This window comes from Pseudomonas sp. BGA-UO-ETr-WB11 (assembly GCF_059567785.1).
This window is the reverse complement of sequence record NZ_JCAQOS010000006.1, coordinates 137,988-154,001: the sequence shown is the minus strand read 5'-3', so window position 1 is coordinate 154,001 and position 16,014 is coordinate 137,988. Positions and strand designations below refer to the sequence as shown.

17 protein-coding genes are annotated in these 16,014 nt (G+C 64.5%); 12 read left to right on the top strand and 5 right to left on the bottom strand.

The genetic code is table 11. From position 1 onward, the window contains the following. Positions 1-79 precede the first annotated feature (79 nt). A complete protein-coding gene (locus tag AC56DI_RS09625; protein WP_496345952.1) occupies positions 80-778 on the bottom strand; it encodes a hypothetical protein in 699 nt (232 codons plus the stop codon). A 152-nt stretch (positions 779-930) separates the two neighbouring features. Further along, positions 931-1,680: a helix-turn-helix domain-containing protein gene (locus AC56DI_RS09620; protein WP_496345951.1), complete on the bottom strand. Its 750-nt coding sequence runs from the start codon at positions 1,678-1,680 to the stop codon at positions 931-933. A 169-nt stretch (positions 1,681-1,849) separates the two neighbouring features. Between AC56DI_RS09620 and AC56DI_RS09615 the strand changes: the two genes are divergently transcribed. The 8 genes from AC56DI_RS09615 to cmoB all read left to right on the top strand — a co-directional run bounded on the left by AC56DI_RS09615 (position 1,850) and on the right by cmoB (position 9,765). Next, on the top strand, positions 1,850-2,947 hold the full coding sequence (locus AC56DI_RS09615; protein WP_496345950.1) for a methyl-accepting chemotaxis protein: 1,098 nt from the start codon (positions 1,850-1,852) through the stop codon (positions 2,945-2,947). Then, the gene (locus AC56DI_RS09610; protein ID WP_496345949.1) at positions 2,944-3,651 is read left to right on the top strand and encodes a hypothetical protein; all 708 of its coding nucleotides are present in this window, start codon (positions 2,944-2,946) and stop codon (positions 3,649-3,651) included. Before AC56DI_RS09615 ends, AC56DI_RS09610 begins: the two co-directional genes overlap by 4 nt. A gap of 63 nt (positions 3,652-3,714) precedes the next feature. Continuing rightward, positions 3,715-6,108 carry an endopeptidase La gene (lon, locus tag AC56DI_RS09605; protein WP_496345948.1) on the top strand — a complete coding sequence of 798 codons (2,394 nt, stop codon included), beginning with the start codon at positions 3,715-3,717 and terminating at the stop codon, positions 6,106-6,108. A gap of 52 nt (positions 6,109-6,160) precedes the next feature. After that, a complete protein-coding gene (locus AC56DI_RS09600; protein ID WP_496345947.1) occupies positions 6,161-6,565 on the top strand; it encodes a protease inhibitor I42 family protein in 405 nt (134 codons plus the stop codon). A 123-nt stretch (positions 6,566-6,688) separates the two neighbouring features. After that, positions 6,689-7,336, top strand: a complete 648-nt coding sequence (locus tag AC56DI_RS09595; RefSeq protein WP_496345946.1) for a lysoplasmalogenase — start codon at positions 6,689-6,691, stop codon at positions 7,334-7,336. Positions 7,337-7,393: 57 nt separating this feature from the next. Then, a complete protein-coding gene (locus tag AC56DI_RS09590; RefSeq protein ID WP_496345945.1) occupies positions 7,394-7,924 on the top strand; it encodes a hypothetical protein in 531 nt (176 codons plus the stop codon). A 126-nt stretch (positions 7,925-8,050) separates the two neighbouring features. Further along, the gene (gene cmoA, locus AC56DI_RS09585) at positions 8,051-8,794 is read left to right on the top strand and encodes a carboxy-S-adenosyl-L-methionine synthase CmoA (RefSeq protein WP_496345944.1); all 744 of its coding nucleotides are present in this window, start codon (positions 8,051-8,053) and stop codon (positions 8,792-8,794) included. 11 nt (positions 8,795-8,805) lie between these two features. Continuing rightward, positions 8,806-9,765, top strand: coding sequence for a tRNA 5-methoxyuridine(34)/uridine 5-oxyacetic acid(34) synthase CmoB (gene cmoB, locus AC56DI_RS09580; protein ID WP_496345943.1), 960 nt, complete (start codon positions 8,806-8,808; stop codon positions 9,763-9,765). Between the two features lie 19 nt (positions 9,766-9,784). On the opposite strand, the gene AC56DI_RS09575 is transcribed toward cmoB, so the two are convergent. Genes AC56DI_RS09575 through AC56DI_RS09565 form a run of 3 tightly spaced genes read right to left on the bottom strand, consistent with a single transcriptional unit; the run spans position 9,785 to position 12,126 of the window. Further along, entirely contained in the window at positions 9,785-10,435 is a 651-nt protein-coding gene (locus AC56DI_RS09575; RefSeq protein ID WP_324517896.1) for a response regulator transcription factor, read from the bottom strand. Beyond that, positions 10,432-11,685, bottom strand: a complete 1,254-nt coding sequence (locus AC56DI_RS09570; RefSeq protein WP_496345942.1) for a HAMP domain-containing sensor histidine kinase — start codon at positions 11,683-11,685, stop codon at positions 10,432-10,434. Before AC56DI_RS09570 ends, AC56DI_RS09575 begins: the two co-directional genes overlap by 4 nt. Before the next feature lie 3 nt (positions 11,686-11,688). Next, a complete protein-coding gene (locus AC56DI_RS09565) occupies positions 11,689-12,126 on the bottom strand; it encodes a cupredoxin domain-containing protein (RefSeq protein WP_496345941.1) in 438 nt (145 codons plus the stop codon). Between the two features lie 156 nt (positions 12,127-12,282). Here AC56DI_RS09565 and AC56DI_RS09560 point away from each other — a divergent pair, with 156 nt between their 5' ends. From AC56DI_RS09560 to AC56DI_RS09545, 4 genes are read left to right on the top strand one after another with little or no spacing between them, the layout of a single operon-like run. After that, positions 12,283-13,461, top strand: coding sequence for an ABC transporter substrate-binding protein (locus AC56DI_RS09560; protein WP_496345940.1), 1,179 nt, complete (start codon positions 12,283-12,285; stop codon positions 13,459-13,461). A gap of 27 nt (positions 13,462-13,488) precedes the next feature. Continuing rightward, entirely contained in the window at positions 13,489-14,454 is a 966-nt protein-coding gene (locus AC56DI_RS09555) for a YVTN family beta-propeller repeat protein (protein ID WP_496345939.1), read from the top strand. Further along, entirely contained in the window at positions 14,451-15,179 is a 729-nt protein-coding gene (locus tag AC56DI_RS09550; protein WP_496345938.1) for an ABC transporter ATP-binding protein, read from the top strand. The genes AC56DI_RS09555 and AC56DI_RS09550 overlap by 4 nt, the downstream gene beginning before the upstream one ends. Before the next feature lie 11 nt (positions 15,180-15,190). Next, positions 15,191-15,982 (top strand): ABC transporter permease, encoded by a 792-nt coding sequence (locus AC56DI_RS09545; protein ID WP_324518150.1) that lies wholly within the window; start codon positions 15,191-15,193, stop codon positions 15,980-15,982. Positions 15,983-16,014 lie beyond the last annotated feature (32 nt).

Below are 16,014 nucleotides of genomic sequence, written 5' to 3'. Positions count from 1 at the left end.
CTTGCGCAAAGCTCTGGAGTTTTTGCCAAAAGCTCCGAGGCCTGGAACTTTTGCTAAACGCTTGTTTAAGACGTACGCATCACTGGGCAAACAGCTCCGCTGCTTTCTCGCCAAGCGCGGCAATGCTGGCATCGACGATTGGCGCGAGATAGCCCGCGGCTTTGTCCATCAAGGCTTCCCCACTGTCAGCGGCAACCTTGCTGGCCACCTTCTTCAAGGTGGCCTTGAGGACGCCCTTGAACGAGCCATCCGGCGCACCGGCCGCCACCAGCGCCAGGCGCACCTGTTCTTGCTCGGCGGTACTGAGCAAGGAGGCGATCAGCGCGGTGATGGCCTCCAGCCCAAGTTTGATCAAACTAGGCGAGAAGGAACCATCGGAGACATAACCCAACTGGTGCACCTTATCGCGCAGGTGATCGCTGACCAGCGGGTTTTCCACCTCCAGCACAAACAGCTCGCCCTGTTTTTGCAGTAACGGGCGCTTGAGCAGCGCCTTGACCTTGGCATCCAGGTCCGCACTGCTGGAGTGGCGCAGCTCACGGTCATAGATCAACCGGCGCGCCTTGGGCCGCGTCACCTTCAGTTTGGACACCAGTTCATACAACTGCGGGTCAGCGCTAATCGCCCCCACCTGCTCCAGGGCATCCAGCACCAGCAACTCCACCTCGTTCTTCGGCAAGGCGGCAAACGCCGGTGTCAGGTAGCGCTCCAGCAACTGCGCCAGCACCGCCTTGGCTTTTGCCTCAGGCAGCGCATTGATGATGAGTTTGATATCCACAGAATCCCTCCTGATCAGACCACGGCATGCGACGGGCAACGCTACTACAGCCAACCAGGCCTGGCCATGGCGCAACCCAGCAGGGCGTCCAATTGTTCGCGGCTAAAGCCGTCTCTACAAAAGCCTTACCACTGCGCAGATGTACCCAAGCCTCAGGCGTTGCGCAGGCGCTTGGGGGTCAGGCCGAGGTAGCGGCGCATGGCGGTGGTCAGGGCGCTTTGGCTGGAGAAACCGCACTCCTCGGCGATACGCACCAGGGGCAGCGGGCTGCTTTGCAGCAGGCGGCTGGCACGGTCGAGGCGGGCTTTGAGCAAGTATTGGTGAGGGGTGAAGCCGACGCTGTCTTTGAACTGAGCGTGGAAGTGACTGGGGCTCAGGCAGGCGACGTTGGCCAGTTCGGCCACGCTGATGCGCCGCGCCAGGTGTTCGCCGATATAGGCGTCCAGGCGCTCCACATCGAGGACGCTGGCCGGGCTGCGGCTGGGGCTGCCGAACAGGCGCAGGTGCAAGGCGCGCAGCAGCACGCCGCCGAGAGCGCGGGACAAATGCGGATCACTGCCGAAGCGCGCCAGCTCCGCGCCGGCGTAGCTCAGCAGGTTCTGGAAGTCGGCATCCAGGGCCGGATAACGTGGGGTTTCGAACAGCTCGGCGAGCAGCGCAAGGTCGGCCTCGGGCGTGTCCTGCTCGTTGAGGTCGAGGATCAGCATGCGGTTGTCGCCGACTCCGGCGAACTGGTGTTCGGCATCGCCGGGCACCAAGCAGGCGCGCATCCGGCAGACTTCACCGCCGCGGCCGTTGACCTCGAACTCCGCACGCCCGGACAACGACAGCACCAACTGATGGTGGTCGTGGGCGTGTTCGTGAGCCTGGTCGTCCAGGCACAGCAGGCGGGTACTCAGCATCGACGGATTCCAGGCCGGCCGCGGCATCAAGGCGCCGCAGGTGGGGCCATTCTAACCGCTTGCCGGGCCGGCGAAAGCGTCAACGACCGACGGCAACCCGCGCACTGGCCAGTATCTTGCTATCACCCTCTGGTCGCCGAGCCTTATCGGCGCTGCCAGGACGTTACTTATGTGGGAATTCGGAATTCTGTTGCTGGACCGTTGCGGCGCCTTGCGCGCGGCCATCCCAGCCCTGTGTGCCGCTCTGGCCGTGGGCCTGGCGCTGACTCAACACCCTCAAGGCGCCATGGCAGCCCTGGTGCTGTGCCTGTATTTGAGCGCCGCCCTGCACGGCTGGTGGCGCCGCCACACGGCGCCCTTGCAACAGAGCCTGCAGCTACTGGCCACCACCCTTAACAGTCCGGCCGACGGCGAGGAGCTGCTGGTGCGCTGCCGTGACCAGCAACGCCTGGCCGAGCGCCTGCGCAGCGAGGTGCAGTTTGCCAGCCAGGCCCTGGAGCGCATGGCCGAGCAGACCGAGCAGCAGAGCAGTCAGCAGAGCCAGCGCGTAAATATGATCGCTGCCGCCAGCGAGCAGATCAGCCAGACACTGCTGCATATCCGTAGCCTGGCCGACCACGCCCTGCAGGCATTTGGCGAAACGCACCAAAAAAGCGAGGCTGGCTGCCAGGATGCGCAAAAAGTGGGCGGCGCTTTGCACGATATCGGTCAGAGCCTGGGCCGTACCGGACTGGCCGTCAGCGAACTGCTGCTGCGCACCGAGGCGGTGGAAAAAGCCGTCGCCAGCATCCAGGGCCTGGCCAAGCAAACCCAGCTATTGGCGCTGAACGCCTCCATCGAAGCGGCGCGCGCCGGCGAGCAGGGCCGCGGCTTTGCCGTGGTGGCCGACGAGGTTCGCCACCTGGCCCAGGCCACCAGCCATACCGCCAGCGACATCACCCAAGTGGTGGCAGCGATTGCCGCGGCGGTGGCCACCGTGCGCAGCCAGGTGGACGAGCACCGCGAGCTGCTGCAGGCCGGCAACCAGCAGAGCCTGGGGCTGGCCAGCAACCTCGACGCCCTGGCCCTGCAAAGCCGTGGCAATGTCGAGCAACTGGGCAGCATGCACCACGCCCTGCACGAACACAGCCAGGCCAATCAGTCTCTCAGCGAACAGCTGCAACAGATCAGCGATGCACTGCTGCGTCAGAGCGGCGACAACCAGCAGCTGCACGAACTGACCCTGTACCTGACGCAGATGACCGCCATTCTGGAGGCCCGCCCATGAGCCTGTTAAGCGTATCCCTGGGCACCGCCGGCGCCCTGCTGGCCCTCGGCGCTTTGTGCAACCGCCTGCGCCGGCAACAACGCCAGCGCCACAACCAGGCCTGGCAAGCCAGCCTGCACAATGCCCTGGCCCTGCTGCAGCGAGTGCAGAAACACCGCGGCCTGGGTGGCCAGGACAGTCAGGAGGCGCGTCAGCAGCGCGAACAGATCGCTGCCGAACTGGATCACCTGTGGCGCAGTTGCCCGCAAGACGACAGCGGCCTGGCCGAGCTGGATGGCGCCTGGCGCCGCTTGCGCCAGCACCCCGCTGACTTTGCCGGGCACTGCCAGCTGATCGAGCAATTGCTCAATGGCGTCGAGCACCTGGAACTGCGCTTGCTGCGCAGCCAACCCAGCCTGCAAGGTTTGACCCTGGCCTGCCGCGAGCTGGAAGACCTCGCTCAGTTGCGCGGCCTGGCCGTGCGCGGTGCCCAGCAGGAGCGCTGTCCGTTGCCGCTGCAAGTGCAGATGCGTTACCTCAGTCAGCGCCTGCAGGCCAGCGCCAGCCGCCAGTTGGAACTGGGCAACGCCCTGCAGCAGTTGCGGCGCGAATTGATCGACGCCGCCCGCGTGGCCATCAGCCCCGCGGCCTGTTTCGCCCTGCTCACCCCACTGATCGACGCCCGCCTCGGTAATTTGCAGCAACAGCTTGGCGCGCCCGCTTGATTGAAATGCCCCGGCCATCGCCCCATGTATCGGGAAAGCCCATTTCCGTGATCAGGGACCGCAATGAACGAGCAGGATATCTACACCGATCAACCTGACGAAGGCAGCGCCGGCACCGGCCTGCTGTTGTCAGGCCCACAACTGCCAGACACGCTGTACATCATCCCGGTGCACAACCGGCCGTTCTTCCCCGGTCAGGTACTGCCGGTGATCCTCAATGAGGAGCCCTGGGCCGAGACCCTGGAGCTGATAGGCAACACCGAGCACAAGAGCCTGGCGCTGTTCTTTGTCGAGCAGCCCCTGGGCGACCCGCGTCACTTCGACCCCAGCCAGTTGCCGGAGCACGGCACCCTGGTGCGCGTGCATTCGGTCAACCGCGAAGGCGGCAAGCTGCAATTCGTCGCTCAGGGCCTGCAGCGCGTGCGCATCCGCGGCTGGCTCAAGCGCCATCGCCCGCCGTATCTCGCGGAAGTCGAATACCCGCAAAGTGCCAACGACGGCCGCGACGAGGTCAAGGCCTATGGCATGGCCCTGATCAATGCGATCAAGGAGCTGCTGCCGCTCAACCCGCTGTACAGCGAAGAACTGAAAAACTACCTCAACCGCTTCAGCCCCAACCAGCCCTCGCCGCTTACTGACTTCGCCGCCGCCCTGACCACCGCGCCGGGCAGCGAACTGCAGGAAGTGCTCGATTGCGTGCCGATCCTCAAGCGCATGGAGAAGGTCCTGCCGCTGCTGCGCAAAGAGGTGGAAGTCGCACGTTTGCAGAACGAGCTGTCAGCCGAGGTCAACCGCAAGATCGGCGAACATCAGCGCGAATTCTTCCTCAAGGAACAGCTGAAAATCATCCAGCGCGAGCTGGGCCTGAGTAAGGACGACCGCAGCGCCGACAGTGACGAATTCCGCGCCCGCCTGGCTGGCAAGACCCTGCCCGCCCAGGTGCAAAAGCGCCTGGACGAAGAGTTGGGCAAACTGGCGATTCTGGAAACCGGCTCGCCGGAGTACGCGGTCACCCGCAACTATCTCGACTGGGCGACCAGCGTGCCCTGGGGCGTCTATGGCCAGGACAAACTCGACCTGGCCCATGCGCGCCAGGTGCTGGATAAGCAACACGCCGGCCTGGAGGACGTGAAAGCGCGCATCCTCGAATTCCTCGCCGTTGGCGCCTACAAGGGCGAGATCGCCGGCTCCATCGTGCTGCTGGTGGGCCCGCCGGGGGTGGGCAAGACCAGCATCGGCAAGTCGATTGCCGAAACCCTCGGCCGGCCGTTCTATCGCTTCAGCGTCGGCGGCATGCGCGACGAGGCGGAGATCAAGGGCCACCGGCGCACCTACATCGGCGCCATGCCCGGCAAGCTGGTGCAGGCGTTGAAGGAAGTCGAGGTGATGAACCCGGTGATCATGCTCGACGAGATCGACAAGCTCGGCGCCAGCCACCAGGGCGACCCGGCCTCGGCACTGCTGGAAACCCTCGATCCAGAGCAGAACGGCGAGTTTCTTGACCACTACCTGGACCTGCGCCTGGACCTGTCCAAGGTGCTGTTCGTCTGCACCGCCAACACCCTCGACTCGATCCCCGGCCCATTGCTGGACCGCATGGAGATCATCCGCCTGGCCGGCTATATCGGCGAAGAAAAACTGGCCATCGCCAAGCAGCACCTGTGGCCCAAGCAACTGGCCAAAGCCGGCGTGGCGAAGAAACACCTGAGCATTAGCGACGCGGCCCTGAAAGGCATTATCGACGGCTACGCCCGCGAAGCCGGGGTGCGCCAACTGGAGAAACAGTTCGGCAAGCTGGTGCGCAAAGCGGTGGTCAAACTGCTGGAGCACCCGGACGAGAAGATCAAGGTCGGCCCCAAGGACCTGGAAAGCTACCTAGGCATGCCACCGTTCCGCCGCGAACGCCTGCTCAGCGGTATCGGCGTAATCACTGGCCTGGCCTGGACCAGCATGGGCGGCGTGACCCTGCCGATCGAAGCCACGCGCATTCACACCCTCAACCGTGGTTTCAAGCTGACCGGCCAACTGGGTGAGGTGATGAAAGAATCGGCGGAAATCGCCTACAGCTACATCAGCGCCAACCTCACGCAATACGGCGGTGACCCGACCTTCTTCGACCAGGCCTTCGTCCACCTGCACGTACCAGAAGGTGCCACGCCGAAAGACGGCCCCAGCGCCGGCATCAGCATGGCCAGCGCCTTGCTCTCCCTGGCCCGTGACCAGCCGGCGAAGAAAGGCGTGGCCATGACCGGCGAACTGACCCTCACCGGGCAAGTGCTGGCCATCGGCGGCGTGCGCGAAAAAGTCATCGCCGCGCGGCGGCAAAAGCTCTTCGAGCTGATCCTGCCGGAGGCCAACCGCGGCGACTACGCCGAGCTGCCGGACTACCTCAAGGACGGGATCACCGCGCACTTCGCCAGCCATTACCGTGATGTCACCAAGGTGCTGTTCCAGTAGGCTGCGCCCCCCCTTGGGGCTATGCTGGCGACCTTCAGCCAAGGAGGTCGCCATGTCCATTGCATCCCTGAGCCGCATTGCGGCGGTCAGCAGCCTGAGCCTGCTGGCGGCCTGTACGCAGACGCCCAGCACCATCAGCCTCGATGAAGAGCGCTTCAGCCGTTGCCCGCTGGAGCTGGCGCGCGGCCAGACAGTGTTGATCAACCTGCGCAGCAACCCGACCACCGGCTTTCGCTGGCAGGTCCAGGATGCTGCGCCCGGCGTCTTGCGCAGCCTCGGCCCGGAGGTCTACAGCAACCCGGAAGACAGCGGCCTGGTCGGCAGCGCCGGCCAATCCAGCTGGCGCTTCGAGGCCGCGCAACCCGGCAGCGGCCGCCTGTTGCTGGTCTATCGCCGGCCCTGGGAAACCGGCGTAGCCCCTGAGCAAACCTTCGACTGCCAGGTAACCGTGGAGTAAACCCAGGGCGCTGAATAGGTGCTCGCCCGGCCCGATTTGCCGCTGGGTTTGGCGCCGCACGACTGGTACTTCTGTGCCAATACACCGCAAGATGCCGGCACACCCATAACAATGAGAACGGCCATGCGTGACGTGCGACTTATCCTGTTGATCGGCCTCGGCGGCTTTGCCCTGTTTCTGCTCGGCCTCGCCCTTGATAACACCCCGCTGCGCCTGCTGAGCAAACCCCTGCCGTTGATTGCCCTGCTGCTGTGGATGCGTCTAGCGCCCGCCGGCAGCTACCGGCGCTGGATCACCTTAGGTCTGCTGTTATCCCTGGCCGGCGACATGCTGCTGGAGTGGCCGGCGGACCTGTTCGTCTTCGGCCTCGGCGCCTTTCTACTCGGCCATCTGTGCTTTCTCGTCGCCTACCTGGGTGACAGCCGTCGCCCGGCCCTGCTGGCGCTGGCCATCGCCGCCGCCTTTGGCCTGGGCATGTTCAGCCTGTTGGCGCAAAACGGCCTCGGCCCGCTACAAATTCCGGTGGCCCTGTATGCCCTGACCATCAGCGCCATGCTCTGGCGGGCCCTGGCGCGACTCGGCGTGCCAGGCATCGCCAGCCGCTCGGCCTGGCTCGGCGCCGGCGGTGCGCTGCTGTTTGTGCTGTCCGACAGCCTGATCGGCATCAACCGCTTCGTCAGCCCGTTTGCCGGCGCCGACGTGGCCATCATTCTCACTTACTGGTTCGGCCAGCTCGGTATCGCCGCCTCGGCGCACACGCGCCAGGCTTAGCCGGCGCGCGCCTATTCGCGATATCCTTGCGGCCATCACGCCTTTTGGATATCGCCCATGAAAGACCTGCTCGTTGAATTGATCGGCAAAATCAGCTCCGGCTGCATGACTGACGAAGAGGTCCTGTGCATCGCCAGCGAGGCCGCCGAGGCCTATGCCGATCCGCAGGCCTTCCTGGCCGCCAACCCGGACATCAACTACGACGACACCTACCCCATCCCCCTAGGCGAATGGGTGGTGGTCGGCAGCCTGCCGGATACCGTGCTGTTCCAGGGCGATAGCTACGCCGAGTTGCTGGAACAGATCATGGCGTCGTTCAGCAGCGATGTGCCCTTCAACATCAAGCCCAAGCAACTGGCCAAGGCCAAGCCGTTGTCGGCGCTCAACAGCATCCAGGTGCAGCTGAGCAGCATGAACAAAGAGGTGGGCGGCTATGTGTTGCTCAATTTCAGCGAGCCCCTGGACGACGAATTGCAGGCCGTACTCGTCTATACCTGCGACCTGGAACGGGTGATGGCGCTGTGCGTAGAAATCGGCATCCCAGCGGCGCCGGCCTATGCAGCTCTCAAACAAGCGCTGCAAGAGTAGACCTGCTCGCACGCTGCCCTCCGCCGCGTGGGCCTGAGCGATTTGCCGGCCACTGAGCCGCTAATGCTGCGGCCGGGCGTGATATTTGGCTAAAATGCCGGCCTTTCGCCCGCCCGGAACTGCCACGTGAAGCACAACCCCGACCGCATCTTCGCCACGCCACACGCGCAAGTCGCCGACTTCGCCTTTAACGAAGACGTGGTGCGCGTGTTCCCGGACATGATCAAACGCTCGGTGCCGGGCTACCCGACCATTGTCGAGAACCTCGGCGTGCTCGCCGCCCAGTTCGCCCAGCCCCACAGCGTGCTGTACGACCTGGGCAGCTCCCTCGGCGCAGTGACCCAAGCCCTGCGCCGCCATGTGCAGATTGCCGACTGCCGGGTGATCGCCGTGGACAACTCGCAGGCCATGGTCGAGCGCTGCCGCGAATACCTGCACGCCCAGGACTCGATGTTCCAGGAACTGCTGCCGGTGGAGGTACGTGAGGCGGATATTCTCGCCCTGCAGTTCGAGCCGGCATCCCTGGTGGCGCTGAACTTCACCCTGCAATTTATCCAGCCCGACCAGCGCCTCGGCCTGCTGCAACGCATCCACCAGGCCTTGCTGCCCGGCGGCGCGCTGATCCTCTCGGAGAAGCTGCGCTTCAATGACCCGGCCGAACACGCCCTGCTCACCGACCTGCACATCGCCTTCAAACGCGCCAACGGTTACAGCGAGCTAGAAATCGCGCAGAAACGCAGCGCCCTGGAAAACGTCATGCTCCCCGACAGCCTGGAAGAACACCGCGAACGCCTGCTGGCCGCCGGTTTCAGCCAGGTGGAGGTGTGGTTCCAGTGCCTTAACTTCGCCTCGCTTATCGCCCTTCCCTAACAGGCCTGCCCATGCTCGATTTGACTCCGCTGGTCCTACGACTGAAGGGCTCGCCCCTGGAAGACTGGGCCGATGACCTGCAACAGCAGCTGGACGCCAAGATGGCTGTCGGCCACGGCGACCTCGGCCGCTGGCAAGCGGCGCTCGACGCCCTGCCGGTGATGCTGCCGAGCCAAGTCGACCTGCTCAATAGTTTTACCCTCGACACCGATTGCGATGACGCTACCCGCCAACAGGTGCGCGATGCCCTGTTCGGCCTGTCGCCGTGGCGCAAGGGGCCGTTCAACCTGTTTGGTGTGCATGTCGACACCGAATGGCGCTCGGACTGGAAGTGGGCGCGGGTCGCACCGCACCTCGACCTGCGCGGCAGGCGCGTGCTGGATGTCGGCTGCGGCAACGGTTACTACCAGTGGCGCATGCTCGGCGCCGGCGCCGAAAGCGTGATTGGCATCGACCCCAACTGGCTGTTCTTCTGCCAGTTCCAGGCCATGCAGCGCTACCTACCGGACCTGCCCGCCTGGCACCTGCCCCTGGCGTTGGAAGAGTTGCCCGAGAAGCTTGAAGGCTTCGACACGGTGTTCTCCATGGGCGTGCTCTACCACCGCCGCTCGCCCATCGACCACCTGCTGGCGTTGAAGGATTGCCTGGTAAAAGGCGGCGAATTGGTGCTGGAAACCCTGGTGGTAGAAGGCGATGCCCAGCAAGTGCTGGTGCCCGAAGACCGCTACGCACAGATGCGCAACGTCTGGTTCCTGCCCTCTGTACCGGCCCTGGAACTGTGGCTACGGCGTGCCGGCTTTGTCGATGTACGCTGCGTGGATGTCAGCGTGACCAGTGTCGAGGAGCAACGCTCCACCGACTGGATGCGCTATCAGTCGCTGGGCGACTTCCTCGACCCCGACGATCACAGCCGCACCGCCGAAGGCCTGCCAGCCCCCACCCGCGCCGTGCTGGTGGCGCGCAAGCCTTAACGGGGACGTCAACTAGACCTCAGGCGCTTTCCAGGCCCAGGCGCAGCACGCCGGTGTCGATGGCTAGATGCACCAACTCGGCCTGGCTGCTGACCTGCAGTTTGCTTTTTAGCAGGGTCAGGTTATTGGACACGGTCTTGCTGCTGATGCACAGCTTCTCGGCGATCTGCCGGCTGGGGATGCCCTTGGCCAGCATCACGAAGATCTCCAGCTCGCGCGGCGTCATGTTCTGCAGGCGTGGGTCCAGGCGGCCGTCTTGGGTCAGGTTACAGGCCAGATGGGTGGCCAGGTTCTGCTCGATATACGCATGCCCGGCGAGCGTGCGTTTGACCGCCTCCAGCAGCACTTCCGGCGCCGAGGTTTTGGTTAGGTAGCCCAGGGCGCCAGCCTCCAGGGCCTGGCGTACCAGAGGCAGCTCGTCGTGCATGCTGAAGAACAGCACGCGGATCTGCGGCAAGCGCTGGCGCAAACGGCGCAAGGTTTCCAGGCCACTGATGCCGGGCAGGCCGATGTCCATGATGATCAGGCTGGGAATCTCCAGCTGCACCTGTGCCAAGGCCTGTTCACCGTCGCAGGCCTCGCTGACCTGCACCTCCGGCAACAAAGCACGCAACAGGCTGGCATAGCCCTGGCGCACCACGGCGTGATCATCCACCAAAAGAATTTTCATTGGTTCTCCACCGTCAGCGGCACGCGTAAACGCAACAGCCAGCCCCGACCTGGGCGGCTGCGCCAATGCACCACGCCACCGAGGCTGCGGGCGCGTTCGCTAATTGAGCGCAGGCCAATCCCAGCCCGCTGCGGCAACTGCGCGCCACGGCCGTTGTCACGCACCAGCAAGTGCAAACGACCGCCGCGCTGCTGCAAGCGAATACGCACTTCGCTGGCCTGGGCATGGCGGGCGACGTTGGTCAGTGCTTCTTGCACCAGACGGTACAAGTGGGCCTTGCTCGGCAGTGGCAGGGTCGGCAAATCGGCGCCCAGCAACAGGCGACAACGAATGCCCTGGGCGGTTTGCCAATCGTCGGTGAGCAATTGCAGGGCCGCATCCAGCTCCAGGCGCTCCAGCACCACGGGGTAGAGATCGCGAATCAGGGCGCGAAAGCCCTGCTGCAAATACTCGCAATTGGCCTCCAGGCTCTGCGCCGTTTTTTTCACCGCGTCGGGGTGCTCGGCGAGGCTGCGCAGCAAACAGGCCTGGGCGCGAATGCCCGTGAGGTATTGGCCAAGGTCGTCATGCAGGGTCTGACCGAGGTGCGCACGCTCACGCTCCTGCAGGGCCAGCAAGGCCTGGGTCAACTTGGCGTTGTCGGTTTGCGCATACTGCAAAGTGCTAACCATGGTGTTGAAATGCCCAGCCAGCACCTGCGCCTCGGCGATGCTATGGGCGGGCAAACGCACTTCCAGTTGGCCTTGGGCGACCTGCTGCAGCCCGCCGAGTAATTCATCCAGCACCCGTCGCCCGCGCGCCACCGCCCAGCGACTGCTGAGCAGGCTGGCCAACCAGGCCAGCACGCTGAGCAACAGCAACTGCAGCAGCGAGTCGCGCACTTCCTCGATTTCATCGCGAGGGTCGACGGCAATTTGCAGGGTCTGGCCGTCGTCCATCAGCACCGTGACCGGCGCCGGCAACTCGGGCAACAACTGCGTCGCCAGCCAGTCCTGGCGCGTGAGCGGCGTCAGCTCGGGGTTGGTCAGTGGGGTGATGCGGATGTGCCGCAGGTTGCCCGCCAGGCCACTGTGCAGGCTGGCCGGGTCACGGCTGGCGGCCACGTGCAGGTAGTCAACCATGGCCTGCGCGGCGCGCATCTCGCGCTGCACATCGGTGGTGGCCTGGCGCAGCAGCACCAACATGCCGAGCGCGGCCACCAGGGTAAAAAACAGCGTGACCCACAGGTTGATTCGCCAGAGCGCAGTCATCGCTTACTTGACCACGAAGTAGCCCAGCATGCCCTTGCCTTCCAGGCCCTTGGCATAGAAGCGGAACTTGCCGGGCTTGATCGGCACGAAAAAGATTTCTGCCTCACCGGCGTCCTCGAACTCCAGCTCGGTGAGGGTCACGGCCTTGATCTCGACACCACCGGCCTCGACCTTGCGCAGGAAGATCGAGGTGGCAAATTCCGGCGCTTGAAAGGCGTATTCCTTCTGCCCACTGGCGATGATCTTGAGCTGGTAGGCCTTGCCGGTTTCCAGGGCATATTCGTGCTGCGACATGCTGTAGTCGCTGTCCTCACTGCCCAGGCGCAACTCCGGCAAGGTCGTGGTCAGGCGCGTGAGGTCGCCAGCGGCGTGCAAATTATCGAAACCGATCAGGCTGCCGATCAGCAACAGGGGAAACAGCAGGGTCTTGAGCGCGTGCATGGCAACACCGTTTTATTGTTATGGGCGATATGGCAATGCTAGAGGCGCCAGCACTGCGCGCATTTACGACCTTGGTACTGGCCGCTTGGTACTTTGTGCATATTTCCCCCACCCCGCAGGCTTCCTATGCTGGCAACACCGACTTAGGAGTTGCCCATGGGTCCGCTGCGCCGTCATCTCTTGCTCTGCGTCCTGGCCCTTGCGGCCAGCGCAACCCATGCCAGCGAACCCTTGCAGGTGCGCATCGGCTACCTGGCCTATATCCCGGCCACCGGCCCGCTGCTGTCCAACGTCATCCCGGAACCAGCGGACGCCGGCCTGCGCGGCGCCGAGCTGGCGATTGTCGACAGCAACAGCACTGGGCGCTTTCTCAAGCACAACTACAGCCTGGAAACGGCCCGTGCGGACGACAGCGCCAGCCTGCTGAGTGCCGCCAAAACGCTGCATCAACAAGGCGTACGCCTGTTCGTGCTGAATGCCCCGGCAGCCAGCGTGCGCCAGCTCAGCCAGGCGCTGCCCGACAGCCTGCTGTTCAACGCTGGCAGTGCCGACGACGAATTGCGCCAGAGCGCCTGCCTGGCCAACGTGCTGCATACGCTGCCAAGCCGGGCGATGCTGACCGATGCCCTGGCGCAGTTTCTGACCGTGCGCCAATGGCAGCGCTGGCTGCTGATCAGTGGCCCGACTGAAGACGACCAGGCCTACGCTACCGCCCTCAAGCGCGCCGCCAAACGTTTCGGCCACAAAATTATTGCTGAAAAAGCCTGGAGCTTTGACAACGACCAGCGCCGCAGCGCCCAGGCCGAAATGCCGCTGTTCACCCAGACCGCGGAATACGACGTGGTGCTGGTAGCCGACGAGCGCGGCGACTTCGGCGAATACCTGCCTTACCAGACCTGGTACCCACGGCCGGTGGCCGGCACCCAGGGTTTAACGCCTACCGGCTGGCACAAGACGGTGGAAACCTACGGCGCCGCCCAGCTGCAAAAACGCTTCGAAGCCCACGCCCAGCGCTGGATGAACGACCGCGATTTCGCTGCCTGGATCGCCGTGCGCAGCATCGCCAGCGCGGTCAGCAAACTGCGCCAGACCGATGCCAAGGCCATCCGTCAACTGGCCCTCAGCGAGCAGTTGCCGCTGGACGGCTTCAAGGGCCGCAAGCTGAGCTATCGGCCCTGGAGCGGCCAGCTGCGCCAGCCCATTCCGCTGGTACAGCCGCGCGCGCTGGTCAGCACCTCACCCCAAGACGGTTTTCTCCATCCCAGCAGCGAGCTGGACAGCCTTGGCTACGACGCCGCCGAAGTGCGCTGCGACCTGGCCGCCACCGCGTTCTGACGCCCCGATAACCCGAGGACCATCCCTATGCGCATCGCCCTGCTCGCCGCCAGTATCACCCTCGCCATGGCCAGCACCGCCAGCCTGGCCGCCACCGCTTATGTGTCCAACGAAAAGGACGACAGCATCAGCGTGATCGACCTCGCCAGCCAGACGGTGACCGAAACCCTCAAGGTCGGCATGCGCCCGCGCGGGCTGTTGTTGTCCAGCGATAACAAGCTGCTGTACATCTGCGCCAGTGACTCCGACCGCGTGCAGGTGATGGACCTGGCCACGCGCAAGATCATCAAGGAGCTGCCATCCGGCGCCGACCCCGAGCAATTCGCCCTGCACCCCAACGACCGCTGGTTGTATATCTCCAACGAAGACGACGCGCTGGTGACCGTGGTCGACAGCCAGAGTGATGCGGTGCTGGCGCAGATCGATGTCGGCGTCGAGCCCGAAGGCATGGCCGTCAGCCCCGACGGCAAGTGGGCGGTGAACACCAGTGAAACCACCAACATGCTGCACTGGATCGACACCAGTACCCAGCAACTGGTGGACAACACCCTGGTCGACCAGCGCCCCCGGCATGTCGAGTTCGACGGCGACGGTAAACGCCTGTGGGCCTCGGCGGAAATCGGCGGCACAGTCAGCGTGATCAACGTCGCCAGCCGCACGATCGACAAAGTGCTGACCTTCAAGATAAAGGGCGTACACCCGGACAAAGTGCAGCCCGTGGGCGTCAAGCTCAGCGCCGACGGCAAGTTGGCCTTTATCGCCCTGGGCCCGGCCAACCACGTGGCGGTGGTGGATGCCCAGAGCTACGAAATTCTCGATTACCTGCTGGTCGGCCGCCGGGTCTGGCACATGGCGTTTACCCCGGACCAGAAGCAGTTGCTGACCACCAACGGCGTCAGCAGCGATGTGTCGGTGATTGATGTCGACAGCCTCAAGGTGACCAAGTCGATCAAGGTCGGTCGCTACCCCTGGGGCGTGGTGGTCACCCCATGAACGCCCTGGTGCTGAACGCCATCAGCTTCGCCTACGGACCGCGCCAGGCCTTGCAGGAAGTGGCATTCAGCCTGGCGCCCGGCTCCTTCAACGCCTTGCTGGGGCCCAACGGCGCCGGCAAGTCGACCCTGATTGCCCTACTCACCCGCCTCTACGACCTGCAGCAGGGCGAGATCCAGGTGCTCGGCCACAGCCTGCGCCGCCAACCACGCCAGGCCCTGCGCCAACTCGGTGTGGTGTTTCAACAAAGCACCCTGGACCTAGACCTGAGCGTGGAACAGAACCTGCGCTACCACGCCGCCCTGCACGGCATGCCCACGGCCCTGGCGCGCCAACGTATCGACGCCGAACTGGCCCGCCAGCAACTGGGCGAACGCCGTCACGACAAGGTCCGCGACCTCAATGGCGGCCACCGTCGACGGGTGGAAATCGCCCGCGCCCTGCTGCACCAGCCCCGTTTGCTGCTGCTCGACGAAGCCAGCGCCGGCCTCGACCCGGCCAGCCGCCTGGCACTCAATCAGCATGTGCGCCAACTGTGCCGCGACGAGGGCTTGGCCGTGCTGTGGACCACCCACCTGCTGGATGAAGTGCAGGCCAGCGACCAATTGCTGATCCTCAACCGCGGCCACCTGGTCGCCCAGGGCCAGGCCAGCCAGATCGGCGCCGACGACGCCAGCCTGGCCGCCACCTTCAGCCGCCTGACTAGCAGCGAGATAAGCCCATGAATACCCCCGCCCTGAGCGCCTACTGGTATTGCCTCGCCGGCATCGTGCAACGCGAATGGCTGCGCTTCGTGCTGCAACGCTCGCGCTTTCTCAGCGCCCTGGTGCGCCCGCTGCTGTGGCTGCTGGTGTTCGCCGCCGGTTTCCGCGCAGCGCTAGGCATCGCCATCATCGCTCCCTACGACACCTACATCCCCTACGAGACCTACATCGTGCCGGGGCTGGCGTGCATGATTTTGCTGTTCAACGGCATGCAAGGCTCACTGTCGATGGTCTACGACCGCGAGATGGGCAGCATGCGCGTGCTGCTCACCAGCCCGCTGCCACGGGCCTTTCTGCTGGCCAGCAAACTGCTGGCCATCGCCCTGATCTCGCTGTTGCAGGTGTATGCCTTCCTCGGCATTGCCTGGCTGTATGGCGTGCAGCCACCGCCCTTCGGCCTGCTCGCGGCCCTGCCCGCGCTGCTGCTGGTGGCCTTGTTGCTCAGCGCCCTGGGCCTGCTGCTGTCCAACGGCATTCGCCAGCTAGAGAACTTCGCCGGGGTGATGAACTTCGTGATCTTCCCGCTTTTTTTTCTCTCGTCGGCGCTCTACCCGCTGTGGAAAATGCGCGAAGCCAGCGAATGGCTGTACTGGCTGTGCGCCCTCAACCCCTTCACCCATGCCGTCGAACTGGTGCGCTTCGCCCTCTATGAACGCCTGAACCTCACCGCCCTGCTGGTGTGCCTGGGCCTGACCCTGCTGTTTAGCGTGCTTGCGGTGGCCACCTTCAACCCGCAACACGCCAACCTGCGCCGTGCCAGCTAACCCGCGAACCGCTGCACAAAAGCTTCGCGGTC